The sequence below is a fragment of the Prolixibacteraceae bacterium genome (genome assembly GCA_019856515.1).
GTDB lineage: Bacteria > Bacteroidota > Bacteroidia > Bacteroidales > Prolixibacteraceae > Halosquirtibacter > Halosquirtibacter xylanolyticus.
The window spans coordinates 1,426,651-1,446,671 of sequence record CP082230.1; the positions used below are offsets into that span (position 1 = coordinate 1,426,651).

Annotated in this window: 15 protein-coding genes; 9 read left to right on the forward strand and 6 right to left on the reverse strand. The window is 36.7% G+C overall.

Features of this window, described 5'->3' with window-relative positions:
• Nucleotides 1–48: 48 nt before the first annotated feature.
• Nucleotides 49–765: a C40 family peptidase gene (locus tag K5X82_04865; GenBank protein QZT38236.1), complete on the forward strand. Its 717-nt coding sequence runs from the start codon at nt 49–51 to the stop codon at nt 763–765.
• Nucleotides 766–969: 204 nt separating this feature from the next.
• Nucleotides 970–1,398 carry an NUDIX hydrolase gene (locus K5X82_04870; GenBank protein ID QZT38237.1) on the forward strand — a complete coding sequence of 143 codons (429 nt, stop codon included), beginning with the start codon at nt 970–972 and terminating at the stop codon, nt 1,396–1,398.
• 586 nt (nt 1,399–1,984) lie between these two features.
• Here K5X82_04870 and pyk read toward each other — a convergent pair.
• Both pyk and K5X82_04880 read right to left on the reverse strand, forming a co-directional pair.
• Nucleotides 1,985–3,424 carry a pyruvate kinase gene (pyk, locus tag K5X82_04875; protein ID QZT39083.1) on the reverse strand — a complete coding sequence of 480 codons (1,440 nt, stop codon included), beginning with the start codon at nt 3,422–3,424 and terminating at the stop codon, nt 1,985–1,987.
• A 201-nt stretch (nt 3,425–3,625) separates the two neighbouring features.
• Nucleotides 3,626–4,414, reverse strand: a complete 789-nt coding sequence (locus K5X82_04880) for a transporter (protein QZT38238.1) — start codon at nt 4,412–4,414, stop codon at nt 3,626–3,628.
• A 220-nt stretch (nt 4,415–4,634) separates the two neighbouring features.
• On the opposite strand from K5X82_04880, the gene K5X82_04885 reads away from it, so the two are divergent.
• The 6 genes from K5X82_04885 (at nt 4,635) to K5X82_04910 (ending at nt 14,868) form a co-directional block, all read left to right on the forward strand.
• On the forward strand, nt 4,635–6,551 hold the full coding sequence (locus tag K5X82_04885; GenBank protein QZT38239.1) for a YgiQ family radical SAM protein: 1,917 nt from the start codon (nt 4,635–4,637) through the stop codon (nt 6,549–6,551).
• A 261-nt stretch (nt 6,552–6,812) separates the two neighbouring features.
• On the forward strand, nt 6,813–8,303 hold the full coding sequence (gene hydG, locus K5X82_04890; GenBank protein QZT38240.1) for a [FeFe] hydrogenase H-cluster radical SAM maturase HydG: 1,491 nt from the start codon (nt 6,813–6,815) through the stop codon (nt 8,301–8,303).
• A 29-nt stretch (nt 8,304–8,332) separates the two neighbouring features.
• Nucleotides 8,333–9,052: a hemerythrin domain-containing protein gene (locus K5X82_04895; protein QZT38241.1), complete on the forward strand. Its 720-nt coding sequence runs from the start codon at nt 8,333–8,335 to the stop codon at nt 9,050–9,052.
• Entirely contained in the window at nt 9,049–9,651 is a 603-nt protein-coding gene (locus K5X82_04900; protein ID QZT38242.1) for a LuxR C-terminal-related transcriptional regulator, read from the forward strand. Before K5X82_04895 ends, K5X82_04900 begins: the two co-directional genes overlap by 4 nt.
• Before the next feature lie 1,779 nt (nt 9,652–11,430).
• Nucleotides 11,431–12,678: a hypothetical protein gene (locus K5X82_04905; protein ID QZT38243.1), complete on the forward strand. Its 1,248-nt coding sequence runs from the start codon at nt 11,431–11,433 to the stop codon at nt 12,676–12,678.
• Between the two features lie 768 nt (nt 12,679–13,446).
• On the forward strand, nt 13,447–14,868 hold the full coding sequence (locus K5X82_04910) for a leucine-rich repeat domain-containing protein (protein ID QZT38244.1): 1,422 nt from the start codon (nt 13,447–13,449) through the stop codon (nt 14,866–14,868).
• A gap of 157 nt (nt 14,869–15,025) precedes the next feature.
• On the opposite strand, the gene K5X82_04915 is transcribed toward K5X82_04910, so the two are convergent.
• The 3 genes from K5X82_04915 to K5X82_04925 form a co-directional block, all read right to left on the reverse strand.
• Nucleotides 15,026–16,081 carry an IS5 family transposase gene (locus tag K5X82_04915; protein QZT38245.1) on the reverse strand — a complete coding sequence of 352 codons (1,056 nt, stop codon included), beginning with the start codon at nt 16,079–16,081 and terminating at the stop codon, nt 15,026–15,028.
• Between the two features lie 307 nt (nt 16,082–16,388).
• The gene (locus K5X82_04920) at nt 16,389–17,036 is read right to left on the reverse strand and encodes a DUF6266 family protein (protein ID QZT38246.1); all 648 of its coding nucleotides are present in this window, start codon (nt 17,034–17,036) and stop codon (nt 16,389–16,391) included.
• Nucleotides 17,037–17,278: 242 nt separating this feature from the next.
• Nucleotides 17,279–17,926, reverse strand: coding sequence for a DUF6266 family protein (locus tag K5X82_04925; protein ID QZT38247.1), 648 nt, complete (start codon nt 17,924–17,926; stop codon nt 17,279–17,281).
• 297 nt (nt 17,927–18,223) lie between these two features.
• Between K5X82_04925 and K5X82_04930 the strand changes: the two genes are divergently transcribed.
• A complete protein-coding gene (locus K5X82_04930) occupies nt 18,224–18,541 on the forward strand; it encodes a hypothetical protein (GenBank protein QZT38248.1) in 318 nt (105 codons plus the stop codon).
• Between the two features lie 1,107 nt (nt 18,542–19,648).
• Here the strand turns inward: K5X82_04930 and K5X82_04935 are convergent.
• Complete coding sequence (locus tag K5X82_04935; GenBank protein QZT39084.1) at nt 19,649–19,978, reverse strand: transposase; 330 nt, start codon at nt 19,976–19,978, stop codon at nt 19,649–19,651.
• Between the last annotated feature and the right edge of the window lie 43 nt (nt 19,979–20,021).

Here is a 20,021-nt window from a genome sequence, read left to right on the forward strand (position 1 = left end):
CCCAACAATCGAGACCAATATTTAAGCCAACTAAAATGATCTTACATCATGAACAAATTTGGAACAATCAACTGTAGCAATATCTCCATCTATAAAAATCACAATTTCCAAAGTGAAGTCGTATCCGAAGTGTTATGGGGTGAACCTTTTACAATCACTGAGAGCAATATATCTTGGTCCAAAATAAAGCTTCTATTTGATCAGTATGAAGGATGGATACCAACTCCGAATATTGTCTATATCAACAAAGAATCGGCCAATATATTAGATCAAAATCAAATCCCTGTTCACTCTTTTTCTCTTCACCATAAAATCACAAATATTGACCCAACAAAAGATATTCACATTCATCTTCCTCTTGGTGCAATGATCCATGAATCGTCAAGAAAACAACCTTCCTTACAACGAATCATTCTCCATATGATTGGTGTTTCTTATAAATGGGGAGGCCGATGTTCCTATGGGATCGACTGTTCTGGCTTCACTCAATTACTTTACAAATTTCTTCGAATAAGATTGCCTAGAGATGCCAAAGATCAAGCTAAAGTTGGAATGACGGTCCCTTTTGGAGAACATAAGTTTGGCGACCTTGCCTTCTTTGGAAAAGATGAACAAAACATCACACATGTTGGTTTCATTGAAAGTGAACAAATGTTAGTACATGCTTCAGGCGTGGTACAAAAGGAGCTTTTAACAGAGCAAGGCATATTCAACAACCAAGGAACACAAACACATCACCTTCTGTTGATTAAAAGAATAAAATAGCGGATTATGGAAAATACTCATCTTATTATTTACGGCATGGCAGTTATTATAGTAATCTATCTATCATGTACATGCTCTAATAAAAAAAAGAAATAATACCGCTTGAAATTGACTAATTGCCTTTTTTGTTAAAAAAGTTCCTATATTTGAGAGCTTAAACAATAATGATTTATCATTCATTAAATCCATTTAACTTATTCGATAATGAGCTTTGTCTACAAATATCCTCGTCCTGCAATTACAGTAGACACAATTGTGATTGCACCACGAAACCAAGAGATGCTTATCCTTTTAATTAAAAGAAAGGACTATCCTTTTCAAGGGTCTTGGGCACTTCCTGGAGGGTTCATCAATATGGACGAACTTTTAATTGATGCTGCCGCTCGTGAACTCAGCGAAGAAACAGGTATATCAGATGTTAAGCTTGATCAATTTTACACTTTTGACGCTGTCCTTCGTGATCCTAGACAGCGTATTATCTCAGCGGTGTTCCATGGAGAACTACCAGAACCAGTACCAGTAAAAGGAATGGACGATGCACTTGAAGCCAAATGGTTTCCAATCATATCTCTTCCGGAGATGGCCTTCGACCATAAAGAGATCATACAAAAGTTTGTACGAGAAAAACTTTAAACAATATAACACGGAGATTATCACATGCTGATAGTCTCCGTTTTCTTTTAGAACACGTCACCACACGCTATTACAAAGCAGATCCACCAATACTGCTATCCCATAACAATTCTCCTTTAAATCACGCCACACGCCATAATAAGCACCATTAAATAAGACAATTCCTCTCCTACTTTTACCAAATTTTGAATCAATCGTAAAAGTACACTCTTTATGTTGCCCAGCTTCTCTTATGTCTATCCACCCAATACAAATACCACCTCATAATAGGATCTATAGGTATTGAATAATCAAGACGTACACCTTAAACAACTCATTGATCGATTTTCATTTCAAATGATTGAAACAGCGAAGTCTAATAGCTTAACCATTGAACTATGAAATTTGCAAATATATTTTGTTTAGACAAGACAAAAAGATGGAAGCATTGCTTATCTCAGTATATATGGTAATACTATTGAAAGAAGACAATAACACCCATAAAAGCAAGCTCTGTTAGCCCATATAGACTAAAAAAAAAGAGGAAAACCATTAGGCCTCCCTCTTTTATATTTTAAAAAATCAATTAACACATGAGTATTATAGCTTACTCAGCATCTTGATCTTTTTTGTTTTTGCTAGTCAAATGATCCACTGAACCAATCTCCATGAAAGTTGTTCCAGCTCCTACACCGAAGCTACCACCAACATAAACAACGTTATCCTCTTTTACAAGAGTTCCTTCTTCAATCAATCCTTTTAGTACAGACTTAACCAATTTGTCTTTGTTCTTACGACCTTTGATTACGTCCGCATAAACACCATAAGAAAGAGCTAACTCTCTCATTACATTTGGTGTGTGACACTTAGCCAATACAGGCTTATCACAACGGAAAGCAGATAGGTAACGTGCAGTACGACCTGTCATTGAATCTGTTACTATCGCCTTAACATCCAACTCCTCTTTATTAGCAGCATTTACTGCAGCCTCTGCCAAAAATGCTGGAACTTGATAAGGAGCAATATTTACATCCAAATTATTCGTACGATCTTGTGCTGCCTCAACTTCTTGTGCAATACTAGTCATCACTTTCACTGCCTCAACAGGATAATCACCGTATGCAGTCTCACCTGACAACATGATAGCATCTGTGTTTTGGTAAATTGCGTTAGCAACATCACTTACCTCTGCACGTGTTGGACGTGGGTTCTCGATCATTGTGTGAAGCATTTGCGTTGCGATAATCACAGGCTTCTTTCTTGACACACAAGTACGAACTAGGTCTCTTTGGATTCCAGGAATCTTCTGTGCTGGAACTTCAATACCCAAGTCTCCACGAGCAACCATAACACCATAAGCATGGTCTAGGATCTCATCGATATTTTGAACACCATCGTGATTCTCAATCTTAGCGATAATCTTAGCGCTACTATTTTTAGAATCAAGAATCTCTTGTACGGCTAAAACATCTGCTGCATTACGTACAAAAGAGTGTGCAATAAAATCAATATCATTCTCAGCTGACCACAAGATAAATTTCTTATCTTTCTCTGTAATAGCTGGAAGAGTAATCGTTACACCTGGTACGTTTACACTTTTACGATTTTTGATCGCGCCATCATTACAAACAACAGTAACAAGTCCTTCTTCTGTCACGCTCTCTACTTTCAACTCTAGCTCACCATCATCGATAAGTAGTGCACTTCCAGTAGGAACGTCTTTTGCGATACCTGCATAGTCAAGATACAATACGTTGTCTTTCGACTCGCCTTCGCCTCCTTTTACGATCACCTTATCACCAGCTTTCACTGCAATTGGGTTCTCGACATTCTTTGTGCGAATTTCAGGACCTTTTGTATCCACCAAAATCGCAATCTTATCTGATACCTCACGGATGTTCTTTATAACACGCTCAGTATCCTCTGGCATTTGGTGTGCTGTATTAATACGCACAACGTTCATACCTGCTTCGTGTAGTTCGCGAATAAATTCTGGTTCGCACTTTCTGTCTGAAATTGTCGCAACAATTTTAGTATGCTTCTTGATATTCATGTAAAAAAGTTATTTAGAAGAAATCTGATTTCGCACAAAAATATATATTTTTTTTAATTTACATATCCTAGAACATATCATTTATTCATTGTTTTATCATTTTTAAATCGTATATAGGTAAAAACAACTTGAATAATTGATCTATTTTAACACTTTGACCTCTTCGCATTCATTCAAACAACAATTAATATTTATTTAATTAAACTGCAAATTGATTGACGAGAATATTTGAAACACGGGTGCACCATAACCTTCTGTATACACTGAATATTGTGGTTCGATAAAGAAGTTTGCTACCGTATTACCGATCTTAACAATCTTACCAATACCTATACCTATAGGAAAATTATACACCTCCTTCTGTAAATCTATAGTCCATATCGGTGCTCCTCTTAAATAATTACCTTTCCCCAATTGGAAGAAATAGAATGGTTGTACTGCGACAAAGTTCATTTGCTTATCAATCTCCTGTCCATAATATGTAGTCATACCATCAGAGCGATCACCTACACCAATATTCCATGTCACTAAACCACCCCATTGAAATCTTGGATTTTTAGCAATATATGCAATAAAAGCAGCTCCTACTTGATATTGATCTGCTCCCATTGAATTGGTTCCTGTAGGGAAAGTAGCCATCGGCCCAAAACCAATATTTGTAGCTCCCGTTTTTAACAAATAGGTTGCAAAAAGATTCAGATCACCCAAACCAGATTGTTGTGCTCCATCAACGGTTGAATTCATGATAGGCAGGGTCCCTCTTAATAAGAAACGACCAATCGGTTGTGCATACCTCACGTTAGTCATGTTCATCTTTGCATCTGTACCTGCAATATCCGTAAGAAAATTAAACTGTACATTAAAAGCTTTAATCTTTGCCAATGGGTTGTTTGCTTCAGCTGCAGCTGACATACCTGAATCTTCTTGTGCAATCAATCCTAATGATAAGATCATCCCAATGACCAATAAAATTATTTTTTTCATAACAAATATTTTTGGTTTATATAAAAGTTCAAACAGGACTACACCCCTCTTTGTTCACACACTAAACACCTATATATCAAACACATTACACCAACAATGAAGTGTAATATATTAAAACTGTTATATATTGACAGCCAATCGTGAAAAAACAATAAAGAAAAAGAGCTTTTAGTGCGAAATAAATTACTTTTGTTCCCGTATTAAATCTTTGATTTTCGAAATGACATTGAGCAATAATAATAGCTGGTTACCCACAAGCCTGAAAGAGATAAAAGAACGTGGATGGGAAGATATTGATGTGATCTATTTTACAGGGGATGCTTATGTGGACCATCCCTCTTTTGCTGCTGCAGTAATTGGTCGTATCATGGAAGATGAAGGGCTAAAAGTGGCCATTATTCCTCAACCTAATTGGACCGATGACCTACGAGATTTTAAGAAGTTAGGTAAACCCAATCTTTTCTTTGCCGTATCTGGTGGAAATATGGATTCAATGGTTAACCACTATACTGCCAATAAACGAAGAAGATCGAATGACGCATATACTCCCGATGGACGTACCAACGCTCGTCCTGACTATGCAGCATATACTTATGTTAATATACTAAAAGAACTCTATCCTGATGTGCCTGTTATCGTTGGAGGAATTGAAGCTTCTCTACGACGAGTTACACATTATGATTATTGGAGTGACAAATTACGTCCAGGATTCCTTGCGGATGCACCTGCCGATCTGCTTTTTTACGGGATGGGGGAAAAATCGGTTCGTGAATTTATCTCATTAGTAAAAAGAGGTGTTCCTGTCTCTTCGATCACCAACCTACCTCAAACGGCTTTTGTACGTCCAATTGGTGAAAAATATGCTACGCAGAAAAAATGGGAAACATTTGAACTAAACTCTCATCAAACCTGCCTGGAGGACAAGAAGAAATATGCTGAGAATTTCAAAAACATAGAGATTCAATCAAACAGTTGGGAAGCCCAGAAGCTGATTCAAAAAAATCACAACACCCAAATCGTCATTAACCCTCCTTATGCCCCGCTAAAAGGGAAAGAGTTAGATGCTGTACATAAACTTCCGTTTACAAGGCTACCCCATCCAAGATATAAAAAGAAAGGTGCCATACCAGCTTATGATATGATTAGACACTCCGTAAACATCCATCGTGGTTGTTTTGGAGGCTGTGCCTTCTGTACCATCAGTGCACATCAAGGGAAATTTATAGTATCTCGATCAGAAGAGTCTATTCTTCAAGAGATCGAAGAGGTTACGATGATGCCAGACTTCAAAGGAACGATATCTGATGTTGGAGGCCCTTCTGCTAACATGTACAAAATGCAAGGGAAAAACTTAGACATTTGTCGTAAATGTAAAAAGCCATCTTGTATATTCCCTAAAATATGTAGTAACCTCGATAATGATCACTCCACTCTAACCAACCTATATAAGAAGGTACGTAATGTGGAAGGAGTAAAACACGCTTTTATTGGTAGTGGGATACGTTACGACATGATCCTGGGTGAGCAGAAAGATCCTAAAGTAAAAGAGAAAAATCTTAAATATCTTGAGGAGGTCATTAAACACCATGTCTCAGGACGTCTTAAAGTGGCTCCAGAACACACCTCTGACGATGTGCTTAATATTATGAGGAAACCCTCTTTTGATCTGTTCCATGAGTTAGTTCCTCTATTTCGCGAGGTAAACAAAAAAAATGGTTTAAATCAACAACTTATTCCATATTTTATCTCTAGCCATCCAGGATGTCAACTGAAAGACATGGCAGATCTTGCAATCCAGACCAAAGAGTTAGATTTCAAACTAGAACAGGTACAAGATTTCACCCCTACACCAATGACAGTAGCAACGGTAATCTACTACTCTGGATTCCATCCATACACATTGAAACCTGTCAAAACACCGAAATCTAGTAAAGATAAATTAGAACAACGCCAATTCTTCTTTTGGTACGATTCGAAACAAAAACATAAAATTGAAAGTTCACTCAGAAAGATTCAAAAAACAGATTGGATACCCAAACTATTAGGGCAGAAGAGTGATTCTGCACCCAATATCAATCATAAAAGTAGTGCAAAGCCCAAGAAGAACGTAAAAAAAGACAAAAAGCGTAGAAGATAGATGCATTGATGGAGAAAGATCGGATATCATTACCTCTTGAATACGATCTTTCTCAGCTTTTTATACAAAAGAAAAACTTTTGACATAAGTAATCCAATCAAATTAGATTACATTGTCTTCAAATAAGAACACGAAAACGAACTGACCTTTTATACTAAAGTAAAAACGGAAAGCAATACCATATAACCACTATTGCACTTGAGATAACTGCTGTTATACTCTTTTCCGAGCACTTTGGCATAAAGTCCTAAAAAAGAGAATATGAGAGTCTCAGATTGGAAAAAAGACGTCATTAAACCATCCGAAATAGATAAATATTTGGTAGATGGTAAAGATTTTATTTGTGAAGAAACCATCAACAAAAAAATCAAAGAGGGCGAAAACCCGTCAGACCAATATATCGAGCAGATTATCGAAAAAGCGCTTTCGGTGAAAACACTAGCTCCCGAAGAAACTGCCGCACTACTAAATGTGACATCGGATAAAATGTGGAACAGAATATTTGATGCAGCTTTAGAACTGAAAAAGAAAGTTTATGACAACCGCATTGTCTTTTTTGCCCCTCTCTACTGCTCCAATCTTTGTGTAAACAACTGCGAGTACTGTGGGTTCCGTGAGAAAAACTGTACAGAAAAGCGTGCCATATTATCTCCCGATGAGGTTAAACGTGAGACCAAGTCTGTATTAAATGAAGGACACAAACGACTGATCTTAGTCTTTGGAGAGCATCCAAAATCAGATATTGACTACATGATAGACTCTATCAAAGCAGTCTACGAAGTACAAGAAAAAGCACCCAATTCAGGAAAAGAGACCAACATACGTCGTGTTAATATAAATGCTGCTCCGATGAGCATTGACAAATTAAAACGACTAAAAGAGACAGGTATCGGTACTTATCAAGTATTCCAAGAAACGTACCATCATGAAACCTACAACCAAGTTCATCCTAAAGATACCCTTAAAGGGGACTACCAATGGAGATTATATGCCCTTCATCGCGCAATGGATGCTGGATTAGATGATGTGGCCATTGGAGCTCTTTTCGGTCTTTACGACTGGAAATTCGAAGTCATGGGGCTGCTTTATCACACCTTAGACCTTGAAAAACGATATGGTGTAGGACCTCACACCATATCATTCCCACGTATTACTCCTGCTTCTGGATCTGAGCTAAGTCAAAACCTTCCTTATCAAGTGAGCGACGAAGATTTTAAAAAGATCGTTGCCGTACTACGACTCTCTGTACCTACTGCAGGACTCATCATAACTGCACGTGAAAAGCCGGAATTAAAAAGAGAAGTGATTAAATTAGGTTGTACACAAACCGACGCATCCACACGAATTGGTATTGGAGGTTATAGCGATCAAATAAACCAAGACAAACAACAATTTACCATTGGAGACCCAAGAGACCTGGATGATGTGATCCAAGAGATACTTAAAGAAGGTTTTATTCCATCATTCTGTACTGCAGGTTATCGATGTGGTCGAACAGGAGAAACGATCATGGGGATGCTTAGCCACTGTGTAGAAGGTAAATTCTGTAAGCTGAATGGGGTCCTTACTTTTAGAGAGTATCTTTATGACTACGCCTCCGAAGAGACAAAAAGACTTGGAGAAGCAGTGATTGCCAAGGAGTTGAAAGAGATACACCAAGAACAATACTTCATCGATCGTCCTAAATTAGTAGAAAAATTCGATCATCAGTACAATGATATTTTAATTGGCAAAAGAGATCGCTATATTTAGACCAAATAATTATAACAGAGATTTTCACAATGAACAATTTAGATATACATAAATGGGAGAATAGAAGGATGTGTGACATCCTTCTAAAATATCCACGAGTATTGTCCCTGCTCGACCGCTTACATATCCATCTTGAACTTCATGAGATGACCGTAAAAGAGGTATGTGATCAAACCAATACCAACCTAACTCTTTTTGTCATTCTCATTGAATCATTTCTTGACAAATCAGAGAACTTCAACGGGAAATATGATCTTTCGATCATTCCTGATTTGGTAGCATACCTTAGAGAGTCACACAACTACTTCCTCGAAAAAAAGATCCCTTATTTAAATCAGATTCTTGCTCAATTTATCGAGAAATTCAAACATCCTCAAATAGGGTTATTGAAAATATTCTTTGACGAGTACTGTCAAGAAGTACAGCAACATATGAGCTATGAGGATCGTGAAGTATTTCCATATATCAATAAACTTCATAAGCTATCGGTCGAAAAAGACATCACACATCTTGATTTCTCCATGGAGGAGTTCGAAGAGCACCATACCAATATAGAAGAGAAACTGAGTGATCTGAAAAATCTTTTGATCAAACACTTCGCCTCTGACTATGGCAACTTCCTGAAAACTCAATTTCTTCTTAACCTTTATGATCTAGAAGATGAAATTCATGATCACTCTCGTTTAGAAGATGACATCCTGATTCCTCTTGTAAAACAACTTGAGACACTAACCTCAAATGAAAGATGAGCCAAAAACTACATGCTGTCGTCATTGACGATGCCACAATCATAAGAGAAGGGATAGAAGTTATTCTCAACCGGAATTTCTTTCCAATCACTCTTAATAAGCTTTCATCGTTCCCCCCAAACCTTGAAAAAGTGATCAAATCAAAAGTTGATCTAGTAATGGTCAATGCCAACATGCTTTGGAACTACAACGGAGATATCCAATATTTCTCCGACGTTCTCAAATCGAAGAACATTCCAATGTTAGGCTACAACATCCAACACCATAGCCAAAAAAAGCTATTTACATCGATACTTCACCTGACAGACTCAGAAGAGACAATTTGTGATAAGATCAAATCGATCACTGCAAAAAATCAAAAAGGTGTTGAAGAAGATAGTAGCAATCTATCCACAAGAGAAATCGAAGTAATTAGACAAATTATTGATGGCAATAGCAATAAAGAGATTGCAGAAAAGCTCTTTATTAGCACCCATACCGTAATTACGCACCGTAAAAACATTACACAAAAATTGGGTATAAAATCCATATCGGGACTTACCATCTATGCTATTCTGCATGGTCTAGTAGAGATCGATGAATATAAAACGGAAGCCTAACCACTCCACATAAAATGTATACTGCTGTTTGTAATATTCATCTCTACAAACAGCAGTAGCAATACCCGTCTCTAAAAAGAAAATAAGCCTACCACATCTCATTATCGAAATCTTAGCACCCCTTAACTTATCATGTTAAAAGAGAAGGCGACATTCTATACCCTCAAGAAGTATCACTCTATAGTCTAAGCTCTTAAGCATAAGTTTTGGTATTGTATAGGGCAATGAACGACTAGATGAACAAGCCATGACATCAGTAGTAACTTCTTCACCATCCCAATAGTTAAGAACTGAATGCCTTACCCATTTCATCTGTGTGCCATCCCGTAAACTCCAACCCTTCGTGCCTTTCAGCCTTAGCGGTTCCCTTATCCCTGCACTTCATCCAACAGGGAACGCAGCGCTCCGCTCGGCATCATGTGTCAACCAAAATCCGTGGAGATCCGTCTAATCCGTGGCTAAATTCCTTGCACCTCAACCCTTCGTGTCTTTGCGTCTTAGCGGTTCCCTTATCCCTACACTTCATCCAACAGGGAACGCAGCGCTCCGCTCGGCATCATGTGTCAACCAAAATCCGTGGAGATCCGTCTAATCCGTCCAATCCGTGGCTAAATTCCTTGCACCTCAACCAAAATAAAAAATCTGTTTCATCTGTATGCCATCCCTTCCACCTCACCCCTTCACCCCCATGTGTATTAGCGGCTTAGCGATTATTTTAAAATCCGTTCCCGACAATTTCAACCAAGCCCCGAACGGGGTGACCGAAACTAGCCCAACGGTGAAATGAATATGTTGCGCAGTAGCGCTGCATAAGAATGAGCCTTGGGTACAACACACCACCAATCATCAAAGGCTGAAGGCCTGGCCCATCTCAGACATAACGCATCCAATACGACAAAGTTTGTGCCAATTCATTGGCACAAGAGAGATACCTCGTACAGGCGCGATGCTCGCGCCTCCTTCCTTCCTATCTTTGCGTCTTCGCGGTTCTTTTCCGCCGTGCACTTCATCCAACAGGGAACGCAGCGCTCCGCTCGGCATCATGTGTCAACCAAAATAAAATCCGTCAAATCCGTGGCTAAATTCCGTGCACATCAACCCTTCGTGTCTTTGCGCCTTAGCGGTTCTTTTAAAATCCGTGGCTATATGTTACTTTACATCGACCAAAATAAAATCCGTTACATCGATCTAATCTGTTTCATCTGTGTGCCATCCCTTGCGCCTCAACCAAATCCGTCCAATCCGTGGCCATAATTCCCTTCGCTCAAACACAATAAAAAATCCGTTTCATCGGTCTAATCTGTTTCATCTGTGTGCCATCCCTTGCGCCTCAACCAAATCCGTCCAATCCGTGGCCATAATTCCCTTCGCTCAAACACAATAAAAAATCCGTTTCATCGGTCTAATCCGTTTCATCTGTGTGCCATCCCTTGCGCCTCAACCAAATCCGTCCAATCCGTGGCCATAATTCCCTGCACTCAAACACAATAAAAAATCCGTTTCATCGGTCTAATCTATTTCATCTGTGTGCCATCCCTTGCGCCTCAACTCTTCAACCCTTCGTGTCTGTGTGTCCTCGTCGTTTATTTCTACCCCTTGCACCTCATCCCTTGCACCCCAACCTTCTAACCTCTTCTTCAACAACTTACCACTTCACCCCAAAATCCATGTATATTTTCATACTTTCTCATCTACGCTTTTCTTATATTTGATTGTCAAATTACCACGATGGGTAGAGGACACAACGAACAATTATTTTAATCATATCATAAACAAGCCATGAAAAAAACACTATTGACACTAGCAAGTGCTGCTCTTGTCTCTGTGGCTTCGGCACAGACAAAAGACCCTGCAAAGGTACAAGTCATCGAAGGAGGTAAAGGATACTACTACGAAACGATCCTTAAAGACATCAGTAAGGTTAACGACCAATTAGACGAGAAGGAACCATACAAACGATTTGTAATGGACCAGTCTAAGATGAAACTACCGAACAATGTGGATCTATACACTAAGCTATGGGCATTTGATCCAATATCGCAAGGAAACACAGGTTCATGTTGGTGTTTTTCGACAGTCTCTATGCTTGAATCAGAAATATATCGCATGCAGAAGAGAGAGGTGAAACTTTCAGAGATGTACGTAGTATATTGGGAATATGTATTGAAAGCAACTCGTTTTATAGAGAAAAGAGGAAACTCTCTTTTTGCACAAGGATCTGAAGGAAATGCAGTAGCTAGAGTTGCAACTCAATATGGATTGGTTCCTGAGAACGAGTATACAGGAAAACTGAACGGTCGCAAATTCCATACACATAAAAAGATGTATGGAGAGATGAAAGCATTCTTGGAAGGTTTAGAGGAGTCAAATGCTTGGAATAAAGAGGAAGCCATTGAGACGATCAAATCAATCATGAATCACTATATCGGAACCCCTCCAAATGATTTCAAAGTAGACGGAAAAGAGTACACCCCGATGACCTTCATGAAAGAGTATGCTAAAATCAATCCAGAAGACTATGTAGAGATCCTTTCATACAAACAAGAACCTTATTGGAAGCAAGTAGAATACACCGTGCCTGACAACTGGTGGCACAGCAAAGACTACTACAATATTCCATTAAATGACTATATGAAGATCATTCGTCGTGTAATCGACAAAGGATACACTGTCAGCATTGGAGGGGATGTATCAGAAGCTGGATTCCTTAGAGAGACTCAATGTGCTATCGTTCCTGATTTCGATATCCCAACCAAATACATCACAGAAGATGCACGTCAATTCCGTTTCTCTAACGAAAGTACTACTGACGACCATGGCATGCATATGATCGGATATATCAAGGACTGGAAAGGGGATGGTTTCAACTGGTATCTAATCAAAGACTCAAGCTCGGGATCACGTAACAATGACCCTAAAGTCAAAGAGTTTGGATACTACTTCTTCCGTGAAGACTACATCAAATTAAAGATGATGGGATTCACTGTACATAAAGATGCAGTAAAAGATATCCTTAAAAAATTCTAACAACACTTTCACTAGAATTCAGGACAAAGGATGCTACAAAAAAGTCGTAGCATCCTTTTTTCTTCCACCATATTATCGGCTGCATATCTCTTTAGCATATGAGGAAGGTCTCATCTTCCTCATATCCTTGAGCTTCAGCTCAACAACTTACACTCCAACAAAAAAAATTGTGTATTCTTTCCCAAGATTCCCACCCTTAAGCTATATTAGGTTTCCTTTTCAGAGAATGTAGCAGCATAGAAAGATAAACGATGTTTGATCTCTTCGTCTCTTAGCAGTTCTTCTAATATGTGTTCATCTGTTGAATCATTATCATACGTATTCCGTCCCTTGATCGTCAATCAATATCTCTGGCTCGTCTAATCTATGTGCATCTATGCAATCTGTTTCACTTTCAACGTTTGCCTCTGAAACCCAACCTCTAATCGACTCAATAGATTAGATATTCTATAAACAATCCCATATCATCCACACAAGATTAAATTATGTTAATACAATACCCTCTATTTTAATATAAACATATATTTATGTTTATTCACAACAGGTTTTAACAACACCTAATTATAACACATTTATATTTTAATATTAGATTTCAAACTTATGGAATTTAATTATCCACACATCACATCTACCACACTGGGTATCAACATGAAGCCAATAAGCTATTTGTCAATAGCACTTATTACACACAAATTATTTCGATAACAAAAATACATCTGCCACAAAATCAAAAAGAAAATATAAAATCAAGAATCAACTTATTTGTTTATGATGAAGAAAATTTTACTTATTTTATTAACAATTACAACACTAAGAGTAATTGGACAAAATCTCCCAGCAACACAAAATCAATGGGAGTACTCAGAAGTAACCATTAACGGTATAAATGGAATTAGCCTTAACAGATATATTGGAGAGTTAAACCAAAATGATCAATATATTAATATTCCAAACTCAATTGATTCTAAGCCTGTCATTGCACTATGCTATATGAGCAAAACAAACTATATGAGAAGGCTTGTGGGTAGATCGAGTGACAGTGATGCACTATGGAGCCCACTAAGTGGACTATTTGGTCAAAATAAAACGACTCCCAACACAAATGTAAGAGAAGTTAATGCACTAAATGCAAATATCCTACATGTAGGACCATACACTTTTAGTTATTGTCAAAACAGAAATACATCTATTAGTTTAACCAATAATGTCAAGGAAATTATGCCTTTTGCATTTAGTGGTTCAGAGATTGTTAACTTTAACTTTCCGACATCATTAGAATATTTAGGTGCATACACTTTCTATAACTGTAAGGAGCTTGCATATGCATCACCCATTCCATCCACAGTCACTAGAATAGAGTTGGGGACATTTTATGGCTGTGTCGATCTTATCACATCTATCTCTCATTTAGTACATGAAAATATCGAATATATTGGTTCTTATGCTTTTAAAAACTGTACGAGTCTTGAAGGGACACTAACACTACCCAAGCAACTAGATCAGATTAATGATGGGGTTTTTGATAACTGTAGTAAAATTTCCGTAGGCTCTCAAATGCCACAGAGTTTAAAATTTATTGAAAGACGTGCCTTTGCTGAAAGCAAAAGTTATACGAAGAATTTAATATTCAATGAGGGACTTATTAATATTGCTGACAGTGCATTTTATCGTAAATGGTATCAAGATAACGGACGTGAGATTGAGACAATCGTTTTTCCTAGCTCATTGAATTCTATCGAATCTTGTGCTTTTCGCGGGACATCTAGCAACTTACAAACAATCCATATACATGCATTAACGCCTCCTGTAGTTACTGGGAAAAAGACATTTGATGAATCATCCTATCGAAACACGACTCTTTATGTACCACAAGGTACATTGACTAAATACAAAGAAGCTACAATATGGAAGGAGTTTAATAACATTGAAGAGATTAATAGTAAAAGCACCTCTGTAAAATCTAAACGAAATGATATCTACTCAATCATTTCAAATGGAAATAGAATCCTTTTCAAGAACCCTTCGTCGATGAAACGAATCTCTGTTTACGACATTTTGGGTAACATCATCTATCAATCTGAAAAAATTGATAACGAGCTAAAAATTAACACGAATAATAATAAGATTTTTATTCTGATGATTGAAACAAATGATGGCAACATGTACAAAGACAAATTCAGAATGAATTAGATAAACAACAATAATATTTAAGGGAACCTCTCAAAATTAGTTTTTTTGTTTGATCCTATATGTTCGGTAAATTTGGGAAACCTCACATATAATAGTGTGTATTTTTAATTATTGATAATCAGTGTATTACATTTCAGTATTTAAAGTGTAGACACAGTTATTTTACCATTAACTTTAATCTTATAATTTGTTCATACCTAAACAAGTTGTATGTGAGGTTAATTAGCCCAATAATTGTACTTGATCTTTCAAATCCAATACACTTCATTTGCAAATTTCCCATACTATTTTCCATAAAACCAAACACATGCTCAACTCTTGCTCTTGTTTTTGATTTTTCTTTATTATTTTCCTTTTGCTGGTCAGTTAAAGGTTTATTTCTTACTCCTTTCTCATTTACATTATTCTCCATTTTACTTTCGTCTATAAGCTTATCACATCGTTCTCCTGTATAAGCACTATCAGCATAGAATTTACAATCTTGATCTGTATCATCTCCAATGAGTAAATCTAATGCTTTTGAGTCATGAACTTCAGCACTTGAAGAAGTATAATCTGTAATCAATTTACTATCACTGTCTATTTTGATATGATTCTTATAGCCAAAATGTTTTTCATTACGTTTTTTCGCCCAACGTGCATTTACATCTTTCTGACGAAGTTTATTCTTATTTGAATGCCATTCCTTTGGAGCACAGTTGTTTTCTTTGATATATTCATTCTCTTTTTTGCTATTTCTTTGTCTTGGAACTTCCACAAAACTAGCATCAACAATTTTACCTTCAGAAACAAGCAAACCCTCATTATTTAATACATGATGAAACTGTTCAAAAAGTTCTCTTTCTAAATCTAGAACTGAAAGTCTTTCTCTAAATCGCCAAATTGTTTTTTCGTCTGGTATAGAACTACTCCGAACTAAACCTAAGAATTGACTAAATGAATGCCTATCAATAATCTGATATTCTGTTTGAAAATCACTAAGATTATAATAGCGTTGTAGTATCAAAATCTTAAACATCATAATAGGACAGTAAGCTGGAGCACCAGCATTACTTTTGCGATCTTTTTCATATACCTTTTCTAAGATGGGGAGAAATAACTCCCAATCGATAACCTGATTTAAACGATATAAAGGATCTCCCATTTCTTGAAGCTTCTCTAGCCTAAAAACGTCATCAAATAATGAATCGTTAGTGATATTCTTGTAGTTCATATTTATAAAGATCACTTTTTTAGTATAAGAATTACAATGTAATATGTTAAATATCAGTTAAATAATTATGAGAGCCCCCCTTAAAACACTTAGGGCACAACATTTTAATTACGTTGTGCCCTTTCCGTTATTATAAGTTTTTAGCTCTCAATAATCTCCAAATCAATGATATAAAGCCATACCAACAATTTCGTTTTGACAAGGGAGAGAGTTTATAAATATCGCAAATTTCCTTGAATGACTTTTACACTATCCTAATTAAGCTTGATAGAACAGAGACTTTAAACTCTTCATAATATTCTAAATATCAATATTCTGGGGCCAGATAAAAGGAGAAATAACAACTTCTACTATATTTTTCATGCAGTGGATCGTATATCATCGCCCAAAAATGAATCTCCTCTGCATCCATGCAATTATTCCATTTTATACTATAGGGTTGCCAATCTGATTGAGCCCCTTCCTCCCGATGCCTTAATTTCACCATATCTGAGATATCTCCTCCAGCAGTACCATATCTTAATATCACAAGATAGCCATCTCGAATAGAATTATGCTCAACATCCACATTCACCGTAAGATGTAATCCATCATACCATACTGCATCTACACCAAATGTTGTGTCATCTCGAATGCTCATCCTCACCTTCGAACAGTCAATATATAAATTAGGGTATTCTCCACCAATGGCATCCATTATCACATGTGACCTTGCCGAGCAAATTGCTTTGGCTATCGTCTGAGATCTCTTTCGATACGAAACACGAATCACATCCTTAAAATTGGACAAAAAGCTAGAAGCCAACTTCATTCGAAGTCTCTGACACTTCTGTTTCTCCGATGCGGGCTTTTTCGAAGGCTCTGGTTTTGAACGTACATACTGCTTATTCCCAATCTTAACCAACACCAAATTACCAATCGTTCCAGTAAAATATTTTCCATCTATTCGTGCCATATCGACAATAAATTAAATTACAAAAAATGAGAAATATGATTGGTGATCCCCAACTATGGGGACCACCAGTAATACCCATCGAATTATGAAATGACCTAAAAATCTTGCGAATATATTTGCTTAGACAAGCCACAATAGTGGAAGCGTCGTTTCCCTACAGGCGTATTTTTTAACGATGCATAAACAATATAGGACACAGAGAAATAGCTCACGCTATGATTTAACAGGTATAGACACTCTACTTACGATGCAGAAATCTCTGCATAAGAGGTTTTTGACACATAATCTTTGGTCAATGCACTTGCAGTACAATAAAAAGCATATAGATGCAATTTATGCCCTTTCATCGAATCGGTAAGCATTACCTCAGCTGACATATCTGATGCTTTAGCCAAATCAATATAAGATTTTGAATACTGCATATCATCACGATAAACAAACAAGTGTACCATACACTCTTCACCATCCACCTGGATAATATCAACGGTACCCCAACGAATCTGCAACACACCTGTCTCATCCAACGTAAGATGAACATTCTCTAATTTAGATAACCCTCCTTTTGACAATTGTAAGTTTGGAAAATCCGCCACTACATGATCGTTCTCAAATTGAAAGAAAGTATCATTTGCATCATAAGCCGCATTAAAAGTTGTTCGATTTTTAGAAACAGGTCGAAAACCCAAACGAACTAAATGACGAGCATCCGAGATAAAACGATTTGTCTGTGTAAAACGAGCTCGTTGTTGCAAACACTTCAACGAAATATTCTTACGTTTAATGACCTCTGGCAATGATCGCAACAGATAGGTGCCTTTCCATTTCGAACCAACAACACTTCCAACTTTCCCCATAAATCCACCAAGGACTCCTTTTCTAATTGATCCCATAACATTTTAATAATTAGATTAATACTAAATTTTCAAATCAAACTTATGAGAAAAACAAAGGGCATACAATGAAATCATGCGAGCTTACGTGATTATTCGCGGTTCTGCGTGATATTGCACAATTTTTCGCATACTGACCTAACAACCCACCCCCTCAATTAATCGTTATCATTACAATAAAAGAGACTCTATTTAAAATTGAACCTTCAATTGTTTCAGATATTCGTTGTTTAGAGGAGAGAAGAAAATAGAAGGATACACCTCATTAACATCGGATGAAAATAAAAACATATCGTTATGAAAAAGATTATCATGCTCTGTTGCTGCCTAGGATTATATCCACAGCAACCACTTAAGAAAAACCACCTAATGCAATATGCATTTGCAAAAACTCAAGAGGTAAAACCACAACAAACTCCAACAGAAAATGCCTATAACCTATCTCCTCTTCTAACCTTAAAAATAGATGCGTTGGAGAGCCGTATTCATGCTGAACTCAAGGGGCAACAACAAAGACTCGATGACCTTAAAAGCCTCATACATATTGTCATTTCGTTTCTGATCGGACTTGCTGGATTCCTATTCTACGAAAAACGCCACGAAAAATCAACATAAACAACAACAAAAGAGATACCAATCTAGTGGAGTAAATTTTATATTATTGTAGTGTAATCAGAAATGATCCATTAACATCATTAAAAGTGACTTGCAAGACTACTCTGAGTAGGTATAATTATTCAAAAACAGTCTTTCTGCTTTTGCTCCAAAGGTGCGCTGAAAGCGATAAATTTTCTAGCCTAGTGCAACAACCTTTTAGTTATAGTCAGTATTTATTACTATTAAAAACTCAATTTATTGATCTGAACAAATAAATCATTTCTTCGAGCTCATGTTTATTGTAACATGAGCTCGAAACAAATGAGTTCGTTCTTTAGACCAATAAATAGGGATTTTAATGGTGATAATCGCTAAAGACGTATCACAAAATCCCCAAGAAGTAGCTCGTGAGCTTAACAAAGACTCCACTAGTCAACACGCATAAATAGACCTAATGACAACCGAACTTAGCACAGTAATAACCATTAGACAACAATTCTTTACACAAAACAAAGAGATGGAGAACAGCGCTATCCATTATTCTCACCACAGAAACACCAATCAAAACACCTATAATCACTCCAAGATAATCACAAACGAATAATACACAAATAAAAACCAAACACACCCAAGACAACAAAACACTGAAATACAAATAGATAAACCTAAAATCATCAATTATCACAGATAACTTATGATATTATTATGTTATATCATAAAATTATGTTTATTTTCGACCTCTCTAATTCGAGTAGAATATTAAAATCTCATTCTTTAAGAATTACAGAATAATTTGAATTGGTTCAGTTCTGAGTTCCAAATTTAACTTTAGATTAAGTTTATCGTAATTAAGCAACAGAGTACGATCAACTTAACTAAAATTTTCCAACCCATGCCTGGGTGGAACATATCCCCATACATATCTATTTCATTAGAATATTAATTTAAACTATTGAGTGACAATCCAATTAGTCATCAGTTTATCCCACAAAGGGAATAATCTGAGAACTAAACACTTGGAGCAAAACCCAAATGGTTGTCTTATATAATTTTGTTTATTACAACAACAACTTTAACACATTATGAAAAAAATTGGCTCTTTCCAAGATTTGATGGGTAATCATATTAAAAAGAACAATGCTTATTCACCTTTCTAAAATCTAATTTACCCGTAACAAGATATATCATTGTGATGAAATTTTTAGTGTCCCTAAATCCTTTAGCTCTTCTTTTTACTGTTTGAACCACAGAATTAAGACCTTCTAATATTCCATTATTTATCTTTGTTTCCATCCATTGCACAACGCCATCCCAATGTCTTTTAATTGTATTGGCAGCCTTGATGATAGGCTCCATCCTAGAGTGAGTTGCCCAATAATACCATTGTTTTAATAAGCACACAAACTCTTCTGCCGTGTTAGCGTATGTGTAAATATCCTGAAAGCTTTCACGTATTCGGAGTGCTCTGAAACTCTTTAATTGTAACTACTCAGGTAGT

Coding starts and splice junctions, on each gene's coding strand:
- K5X82_04905 (QZT38243.1), top strand. CDS start 11,431: ATGAAAAAAACACTATTGACACTAGCAAGTGCTGCTCTTGTCTCTGTG.
- K5X82_04885 (QZT38239.1), top strand. CDS start 4,635: ATGACATTGAGCAATAATAATAGCTGGTTACCCACAAGCCTGAAAGAG.
- K5X82_04920 (QZT38246.1), bottom strand. CDS start 17,036: ATGGCACGAATAGATGGAAAATATTTTACTGGAACGATTGGTAATTTG.
- K5X82_04915 (QZT38245.1), bottom strand. CDS start 16,081: ATGAACTACAAGAATATCACTAACGATTCATTATTTGATGACGTTTTT.
- K5X82_04930 (QZT38248.1), top strand. CDS start 18,224: ATGAAAAAGATTATCATGCTCTGTTGCTGCCTAGGATTATATCCACAG.
- K5X82_04870 (QZT38237.1), top strand. CDS start 970: ATGAGCTTTGTCTACAAATATCCTCGTCCTGCAATTACAGTAGACACA.
- K5X82_04910 (QZT38244.1), top strand. CDS start 13,447: ATGATGAAGAAAATTTTACTTATTTTATTAACAATTACAACACTAAGA.
- K5X82_04880 (QZT38238.1), bottom strand. CDS start 4,414: ATGAAAAAAATAATTTTATTGGTCATTGGGATGATCTTATCATTAGGA.
- K5X82_04895 (QZT38241.1), top strand. CDS start 8,333: ATGAACAATTTAGATATACATAAATGGGAGAATAGAAGGATGTGTGAC.
- K5X82_04925 (QZT38247.1), bottom strand. CDS start 17,926: ATGGGATCAATTAGAAAAGGAGTCCTTGGTGGATTTATGGGGAAAGTT.
- K5X82_04900 (QZT38242.1), top strand. CDS start 9,049: ATGAGCCAAAAACTACATGCTGTCGTCATTGACGATGCCACAATCATA.
- K5X82_04865 (QZT38236.1), top strand. CDS start 49: ATGAACAAATTTGGAACAATCAACTGTAGCAATATCTCCATCTATAAA.
- hydG (QZT38240.1), top strand. CDS start 6,813: ATGAGAGTCTCAGATTGGAAAAAAGACGTCATTAAACCATCCGAAATA.